Annotated in this window: 10 protein-coding genes and 1 tRNA gene; 4 read left to right on the top strand and 7 right to left on the bottom strand. The window is 46.5% G+C overall.

The features are described 5' to 3' along the window. The first annotated feature begins 101 nt into the window (after window positions 1-101). Window positions 102-815, top strand: coding sequence for an HAD family hydrolase (locus tag WBM30_RS01975; protein WP_424899121.1), 714 nt, complete (start codon window positions 102-104; stop codon window positions 813-815). A 3-nt stretch (window positions 816-818) separates the two neighbouring features. Continuing rightward, complete coding sequence (locus WBM30_RS01970) at window positions 819-1,778, top strand: lactate/malate family dehydrogenase (RefSeq protein ID WP_424899120.1); 960 nt, start codon at window positions 819-821, stop codon at window positions 1,776-1,778. A gap of 70 nt (window positions 1,779-1,848) precedes the next feature. Here WBM30_RS01970 and panD read toward each other — a convergent pair whose 3' ends face one another. Genes panD through panB form a run of 3 tightly spaced genes read right to left on the bottom strand, consistent with a single transcriptional unit; the run spans window position 1,849 to window position 3,947 of the window. Beyond that, the gene (panD, locus tag WBM30_RS01965) at window positions 1,849-2,235 is read right to left on the bottom strand and encodes an aspartate 1-decarboxylase (RefSeq protein ID WP_424899119.1); all 387 of its coding nucleotides are present in this window, start codon (window positions 2,233-2,235) and stop codon (window positions 1,849-1,851) included. A gap of 15 nt (window positions 2,236-2,250) precedes the next feature. Continuing rightward, complete coding sequence (gene panC / locus WBM30_RS01960; RefSeq protein WP_424899118.1) at window positions 2,251-3,093, bottom strand: pantoate--beta-alanine ligase; 843 nt, start codon at window positions 3,091-3,093, stop codon at window positions 2,251-2,253. 14 nt (window positions 3,094-3,107) lie between these two features. Further along, window positions 3,108-3,947: a 3-methyl-2-oxobutanoate hydroxymethyltransferase gene (panB, locus tag WBM30_RS01955; protein ID WP_424899117.1), complete on the bottom strand. Its 840-nt coding sequence runs from the start codon at window positions 3,945-3,947 to the stop codon at window positions 3,108-3,110. 404 nt (window positions 3,948-4,351) lie between these two features. On the opposite strand from panB, the gene WBM30_RS01950 reads away from it, so the two are divergent. Together WBM30_RS01950 and WBM30_RS01945 are read left to right on the top strand one after the other, a co-directional pair. After that, complete coding sequence (locus WBM30_RS01950; protein WP_086985356.1) at window positions 4,352-4,489, top strand: hypothetical protein; 138 nt, start codon at window positions 4,352-4,354, stop codon at window positions 4,487-4,489. 163 nt (window positions 4,490-4,652) lie between these two features. Continuing rightward, window positions 4,653-4,961: a tyrosine-type recombinase/integrase gene (locus WBM30_RS01945; RefSeq protein ID WP_424899116.1), complete on the top strand. Its 309-nt coding sequence runs from the start codon at window positions 4,653-4,655 to the stop codon at window positions 4,959-4,961. Between the two features lie 305 nt (window positions 4,962-5,266). Here WBM30_RS01945 and WBM30_RS01940 read toward each other — a convergent pair whose 3' ends face one another. From WBM30_RS01940 to WBM30_RS01925, 4 genes are all read right to left on the bottom strand, one after another. After that, window positions 5,267-5,467, bottom strand: a complete 201-nt coding sequence (locus WBM30_RS01940; protein WP_424899115.1) for a hypothetical protein — start codon at window positions 5,465-5,467, stop codon at window positions 5,267-5,269. A 285-nt stretch (window positions 5,468-5,752) separates the two neighbouring features. Further along, entirely contained in the window at window positions 5,753-5,974 is a 222-nt protein-coding gene (locus WBM30_RS01935) for a hypothetical protein (RefSeq protein WP_424899114.1), read from the bottom strand. A gap of 392 nt (window positions 5,975-6,366) precedes the next feature. Beyond that, window positions 6,367-6,439 (bottom strand) — tRNA-Ala (locus WBM30_RS01930). 69 nt (window positions 6,440-6,508) lie between these two features. Beyond that, a complete protein-coding gene (locus tag WBM30_RS01925) occupies window positions 6,509-7,291 on the bottom strand; it encodes a Cof-type HAD-IIB family hydrolase (protein ID WP_424899113.1) in 783 nt (260 codons plus the stop codon).

Here is a 7,291-nt window from a genome sequence, read left to right as displayed (position 1 = left end):
GCCAATTCCATTACAGTGCCTTCCCTATTTTTCCCATTTCAAAAAACCGGTTTCGGATGCTATACTGACTGCAACGACAAAAGGAAGGAACTACCTTAATAATGCTTACTATTCTATTCGATTTGGACGATACTTTATACGACACAGCCAGTCCGTTTTTTCGAGCGTTGGACAATTACCGCATGGAGACCAGCTACAGCGACGAAGCCACATTTGCTCTTTTCCGCGAGCATTGCGATGCCGCCTTCGACCTGTTCTCCAGAGGGAATCTGACGCTGGCCGAGTCCCACATTATGCGCACCCAGCATACGTTTGCCGACTTGGGTCTTCCGCTTACTAGCGAAGAGGCCATGCACTTCCAGGAAACCTACCAAAAAAGGCAAGCAGAAATCACGTTAAGCCCAGGGATCGAGCAGCTGTTGAATGAGCTGGAAGGTCAGAACATTCCGATTGCGGTCTTCACAAACGGCCCTGAAAAGCACCAGATGAAGAAGTTCACTGCGTTGGGCCTGGAGAGATGGGTGCCGCCAGTGCGTATCTTCATTTCCGAAAAAATCGGTTATCCAAAACCCCATGCAGCGGCTTTCGCGCATGTGCAGGAGGCTTTGGGAGCGCGCCCTGATGAGCTGCTCTTCATCGGGGATACCTATGAAACGGACATCATCGGCGGACAGGCTGCTGGGTGGACATCATTGTGGTTCAACCATCGGCGGAAACCGGAAGATGAAAAAGTGGTGCTGGAGCCAACCTTCTATTCTGTAGCAGACATGCACCAAGCCATTTATGACAATATCTCAAAACGAAAGGAAATGTGACTTATGATCCAAACAAAATTAGCCATCATCGGGGTCGGCCATGTCGGTTCGCAAGTATTGACCGACTGCAGCCACCTCAACCTATTTTCTGACATCGTCCTGATCGACAGCAATGAGGACACGGCAAGAGGCGAAGCCCTGGACCACCGCCATGCGCTGGCCGCAAGCTACAGGACAAACGGCAAAATCTATGCTGGCGACTATGCTGACTGCGCCGATGCGGATGTCATCATCATTTCCGCAGGCGTTAGTGAGAAGCCGCGCCCGGGTGAGGCGATGCCCCCAAGAGCATTGATGGGCAAAGAGAATGCCGTTGAAATACGCAAAATCATGGCCGGTATCACCCAACACACAAAAGACGCCATCATCATCCTGATAACGAATCCGGTCGATACGATCACCTACATCGCCGAAAATGAGTTCGACTATCCGAAAGGCAAAATTTTCGGCACCGGAACAACTTTGGATACCTTCCGCTACCGTCAGATTGTTGCTGCCCACTATCAGGTCGATCCCAAAACCGTCAGCGGCTACATTATGGGTGAACACGGCAGCACAGCCTTCCCAGCTTTCAGCAGCACGACTGTGGGTGCGCTCACGCTTACCCAAAGCGATGCTTTATTGGACCCTGCGGAACCATTGGACCGAAAATTCGTCAGCCAAGAAGTGGTGCACACAGCTTCCGATGTCTTCAACTGGAAAGGTTGGACCAATTCAGGCATCGGGGAAGTCGCAGCAGCCTTGGCCCGCGCGGTCATGCTGGACGAGAAAAGCATTTTCCCTGTGACCGCAACCGTTGACGGTTTATACAATTGCCATGGTGAAGCGGCCTTCAGCATGCCTTGCATCATCGGCAGGAACGGCTTGGAGAAACAGATCCCCTTGCCGCTGGATGATGAGGAATACGAAAAACTGCAACTCTCCATCAAAGATATTCAGCTCACGCTGCAATCCGTGCAATAGGAAAAGCGCAACCGCATCAGGTCCGACTGGATCGATGCGGTTGCGCTTCTTTTGTCCTTATACGGCTAGCCTACATGCTGAGTCTGCCGTGTTCTTCATATCTTGTTACGGTTGTGATGGCATTCTGTTCATCCACAAACACTACAAGCGGCTTGTGTTCCTTCGCTTCCTGTTCATCCATCATGCAGTAAGCCATGATGATGATTTTATCCGATACTTGAACGCAACGGGCGGCGGCACCATTCAGGCAAATCATGCCCGATCCGCGTTCGCCTGCGATGACGTAAGTTTCGAATCTAGCCCCGTTGTCGATGTCGACGATTTGGACCTTCTCATATTCGATCAAGCCTGCAGCTTCCAACAGATCCTTGTCGACAGTGATGCTGCCTACATAGGAAAGCTCCGCCTGGACAACGACGGCGCGATGTATTTTACTTTTTAGCATATTTAGTTGCATTGTTTTTCCCCCCACTTATTCCGTGATAAAATTATCGATCAGACGCGTTTTTCCGATATAGACTGCCAAAGCCACCAATACAGGTCGCTCAACGCTGTCCACTTGCTTCAGCGTACGCGCATCCACCAACTCCACATAATCGATCTTCGCCATAAGTTCGGCTTGGATCGTTTCCGAAATGGCCTTCAGGATTTTGGAAGCATCCTGCTCGCCATCCGCCAGCAACTGTTGCGCGACTTCGAGCGCTCGGCTCAGCACCAAAGCTGCCTTCCGCTCATCCGCTGACAGATAACTGTTGCGCGAACTTTTGGCCAATCCGTCTGTTTCCCGGATGATTGGGCAGCCGATGACGGTGACGTCCATATTGAGGTCGCGGACCATCTGTTGGATGACCGCCAACTGTTGGGCATCCTTCTGTCCGAAATAGGCGCGGTCCGGCTGCACGATATTGAACAGCTTTGTCACCACGGTGCAGACGCCCCGGAAATGAGCCGGTCTGCTCTTTCCGCACAAGCTCTCCGTCAGATCATGCATGTCCACAAAGCTGCTGAAATCGGGATGGTACATCTCTTTCGGCTCGGGGTGGAAAATCAGATCCACTCCGCTGCTTTCGCACAAAGCGGCATCCTTTTCCAGATCCCTTGGATAGCTTTCCAAATCTTCGGATGGGCCGAACTGCATCGGATTCACAAAGATGCTGACGACCACCCGATCGTTTTCGCTGACGGATTTCTGCATCAAGCTTTGATGGCCTTCATGGAGATAGCCCATCGTCGGTACGAAGCCGACCGACAAACCTTCCTTTTTCCAGGCCTTCACGGCACTGCGGATTTCTTCAACCGTTGCTGCAATCTTCATTCATGATTACTCCTCTAATATAATTTTTCGATGACCGCATCGGACAACGCAAACGTGTGCTCCACTGCTGGAAACGCGCCACTTTTCACTTCAGATATGTAGCCTTTGATGGCTGTCTGCATCTGTGGTCCTATTTCAGCATAGCGCTTGACGAATTTTGGTGTGAAATCGGAATAGAGCCCCAGCATGTCCTGATAGACCAACACTTGGCCATCGCAGCCGTTTCCCGCACCGATGCCGATTGTCGGAATCGAGATGCTTTTAGTGATCAAATCGGCCAGCTTTGCCGGAATGCATTCCAGCACCACCGCAAAGGCTCCTGCCGCTTCGACAGCCTTCGCTTGCTCAATCAGGCTGCGCGCCGCTTCTTCATCTTTCCCTTGGACTTTAAATCCACCGAAAGCATTGACGGATTGCGGCGTCAGGCCGAGATGTGCCATGACCGGTATGGAAGCTTCCACGATCGCCTTGATCTGCGGGCAGACTTCAATGCCGCCTTCCAATTTGACTGCCTGCGCCCGGCCTTCCTTGATCAGCCTGCCGGCATTGGATACCGCATCATAGACGGAGGTCTGATAGGACATGAACGGCAGATCGCTTACGACCAACGCATCCTTTACCCCTCTGGCGACAGCTTTCGTGTGGTGGATCATATCCTCCATCGTTACCGATAAGGTGTCTTCATACCCTAGCATCACCATACCCAGCGAATCACCCACGAGTACTGAGTCGATCCCTGCAGCATCAATCAGCTTGGCAGTGGAATAGTCGTAAGCAGTCAGCATCGTCAGCCGCTCATTTTTCTGCTTGGCATTGCGGAAAGTCAAAACCGATTTCTTCACCCGAATTCTCATCCTCTCTTTATCCAATATAATATATTATTCACACATTACGTTCTGCGGGGAATAATGTCAACTACTTTTTGAAACTGGAAGCCCTACCAAAATCAATTACTGTCATGACAGCTGGATATTCCAAGAAAAATGAAGTGGAAATAAACGTAGAAATAGACTTAGACACATAAAATAACCTTTAGAGCGTCGAAGGAATACCGTCCTGTCAACGTTTCTAAAGGTTGATTTTGTAATTTTATGGAGACGATGGGTTTACTATCTCCTTAAACAATAAGCAACATTGAACTACCCCCACCTACGCTATCGCTTAGAGGTGGGAGTCTTTTGGCAGAAAATGATAAAATACGGTATAATATATTTGTTGAAGAGATTCTCTTTAAGGACAGGAAAAGTAGGTGAACAAAGTGGGAAAATACCAATTGGATTATAAAGGTCTGGCATCTGTGACAAAGTTTCATGAAAAACAGACACCTGCCAAATTTGATAAAAAGCAGCAACTTGAAAAAATACGTGCGGAATATTTGAAAAAGAAGCAAAAATAAACAGGTGAACTACATCGTCACTGAACTACCGAGCTACTGGGAATACCCATAACTTCTCCAGCGATCGTTTCAGCTCCAAGACAGCGGTTTAGGCTGGTTTTACCAAGGCTTATCCCAAGCCAATCGAGAGAATATTTTTTGCGGCGTTTACGTCGCGGTCGTGATGCGAGTGGCAGATTGGAAAGCATCTCAAGCCACCACATTATCAAAGTTAGGCTCTAATCCAACAAGCAACGAACAGCTAGTATTCCCCAACACCAAAAATACAATGCTGGCACTCTCAAAAGTTGATCTGATTATGACTCGAATCGTTAACAAATGTGACGGCCTGAAAAAAATAAAAGTTCATGGCATGCGCCATACATGTTGCTCATTACTTTTCGAAAACGGTACAAATTTAAATCAGGTAAAATCGATTCTCAGCCACACTGATTCAAAAACCACTCTAAATGTCTATACTACCCTAGGGTAGTATAGACAAAAAAACAACTCTCGGAAAGTCGTATGAATCGCTTCATATCAACTTTCCCAAGAGTTGTTTTCTTTTTTTTGATGGAGAATATGGGTTGTTATTTATCAATTAGCATGTATTTAATAAGGCTTCGCATAGCGTTTATTATATGGAAGGAAGCCAAAAAATAGTTAATAGAATTAAATGCGTTTAACTAATTACATGGTCAATAGCATGGTCAAAAAATCCGTAGGGTTATGGGTGTAACTTATTCAGAAATGAATAGGTTATTTTTTTGCACCAGGTCAGCAACGGTCTTACTGCTTCTATTTGAATAGATCCCAGAATGAGAACGTTGTTTTCTTATATATTTTATTGTACGCTGCACGTTTTGGATCTCTTATCCATCCCATGCCTTTTTTACCATATAGCGGATTTATGGAACGCTTGACCGCGCGCTTCACTCGTCCGGTTGTCCTTGCTTTGATTGATCGTTTAATACTTGGTGTACGCATTCCGAATTTCATTGCATTCAGTCCTTTGGAGTTCGAATATATTACTACTTCAGTATACTACATTTTAGATAGATGGCTTCGCAACGCCAGAACTCTATGATTTATGTGAAGAAAAAAGCATCAGTACGTCATCCGACTCAAGTGAAATTCCCGCTTGTTCACTCTGACTGAACGCGTCTTCCAAACGCATTGGAAGAGAGGGGCCAAGTGTTTGATGCTGGCCTATACCACGATTTCACCCTTATTTTGCGCATAAAAAAACATCTAATATTTAAAATTAGATGCTCATTTTTGTTATTAAATTTGAAGAACGCCATCATTTGCGATTATCTCATTCGCGCGCTCCTCGGTTATTTCCTCGAAATCTGTAGAAGCGTTCATGATTATTTCTTCATACCAATAATCGGATGCTTCCCAAGCTTTGCTCTCCGGGACGTACCTAAACATCCAGTCGCCGTATTTCAAAAGGAAATTTTTCCGATTAGCCCTCGTCGTTATGTAATATTTTGTCTTTCTCATTATTTCACCTCTTCCTTGTATTGTCGCTTGATAGGCGACTAAACCCTGCCTTTTTCAAACAAAAGTCCCGGCCCCAATATGGCAGCAATTTCCGTTTCTCCTATTTCTCAAAACTTTCGGATGACGATTGTTGTTTTGGCCCGCCGCTTCACCAGACTTCTTTAAGTTAATTATACACCTGTTTTTATTCAAAATGATCATTGCTAAACAAGTCCAGCGATGTGATTATGAATATTTATGCTCATGCAACCAAAAAGGCAGAAAGCGAAACAGCTGATAAATTTGCTAAATACGTGAATTTTTAGCATTACATATTCACTAAAAAATAAGCTTTCAAAACATTTAGAAACGTTGCCACGTCAATGTTTTGAAAGCTTACAAATAAATTATGATGGAGACGATGGGGCTCGAACCCACGACCTCTTGACTGCCAGTCAAGCACTCTCCCAACTGAGCTACGCCCCCGAAATAACAGGGTATCAATGACGTTCGGCAAAAACGCCTTATGAATGATATGATACCCTATTTTCACTTCTATAACAAGCCTAATTTTTCAAGTGCGTAGGCAATTCCGCCTGAATTACAATCTTTCGTGACAAATTTGGCGACATCCTTGACAGGATCGACCGCATTTCCCATTGCGACGCCATAGCCGACGCTGGAAATAAGTTCATAATCGTTGTTTCCGTCGCCGAAAGCTATTGTATCTTCATGCGCAAAGCCCAGATGCTTCGCCATCCACAGAGCAGTTTGTGCTTTTGAACCAGGATTCGGCAATACATCCACTCCAGCATCGTGCCAGCGCACAAAGCGGAATTCCGGAAAAGCGCCGTCTTCATAGATTGCTTTCTCTTCGTCTTTGTAGAACAGGAGCGCTTGATATAGCGGATTGTTCTGATAAAAAGACGCATCATGGTCAGGGACTTCGAACTCAATACTGCGCATCGCTTCGCTTGCGTTGTTCTCGATCGATTCATGGCGACGAGCCAAAGCATGCGCTGATTCGTAGACAATCTGATGGCCACTCTGATCGGAAATCTGCAGCAATTTTTCGAATGCATCCAGATCCAATTTGTTCTCATACTTGAGTTCATGCTTGAAATACCCTGCAGCTCCGTTGCAGACGATGTAGTTGTCTAATTGGAACGTATCGATGACCTCTTGGGCCAGAAACAGATTCCGCCCCGTTGCGATCGCGATTTCGTGCCCATTCTTCTGCAATTGGCGCAAAGCTTGGAGAGTGCTCTCAAGCGGCATCTTTTCATCGTTCAGCAATGTTCCGTCGATATCAAAGAAAATGAATTTTTTGTTTTCCAA

The sequence above is a fragment of the Trichococcus sp. genome (assembly GCF_049684335.1).
In the GTDB taxonomy this organism is placed as follows: Bacteria; Bacillota; Bacilli; order Lactobacillales; family Aerococcaceae; genus Trichococcus.
The sequence above is the reverse complement of the archived record's forward strand: the minus strand, read 5'-3'. Positions and strand labels throughout refer to the sequence as shown.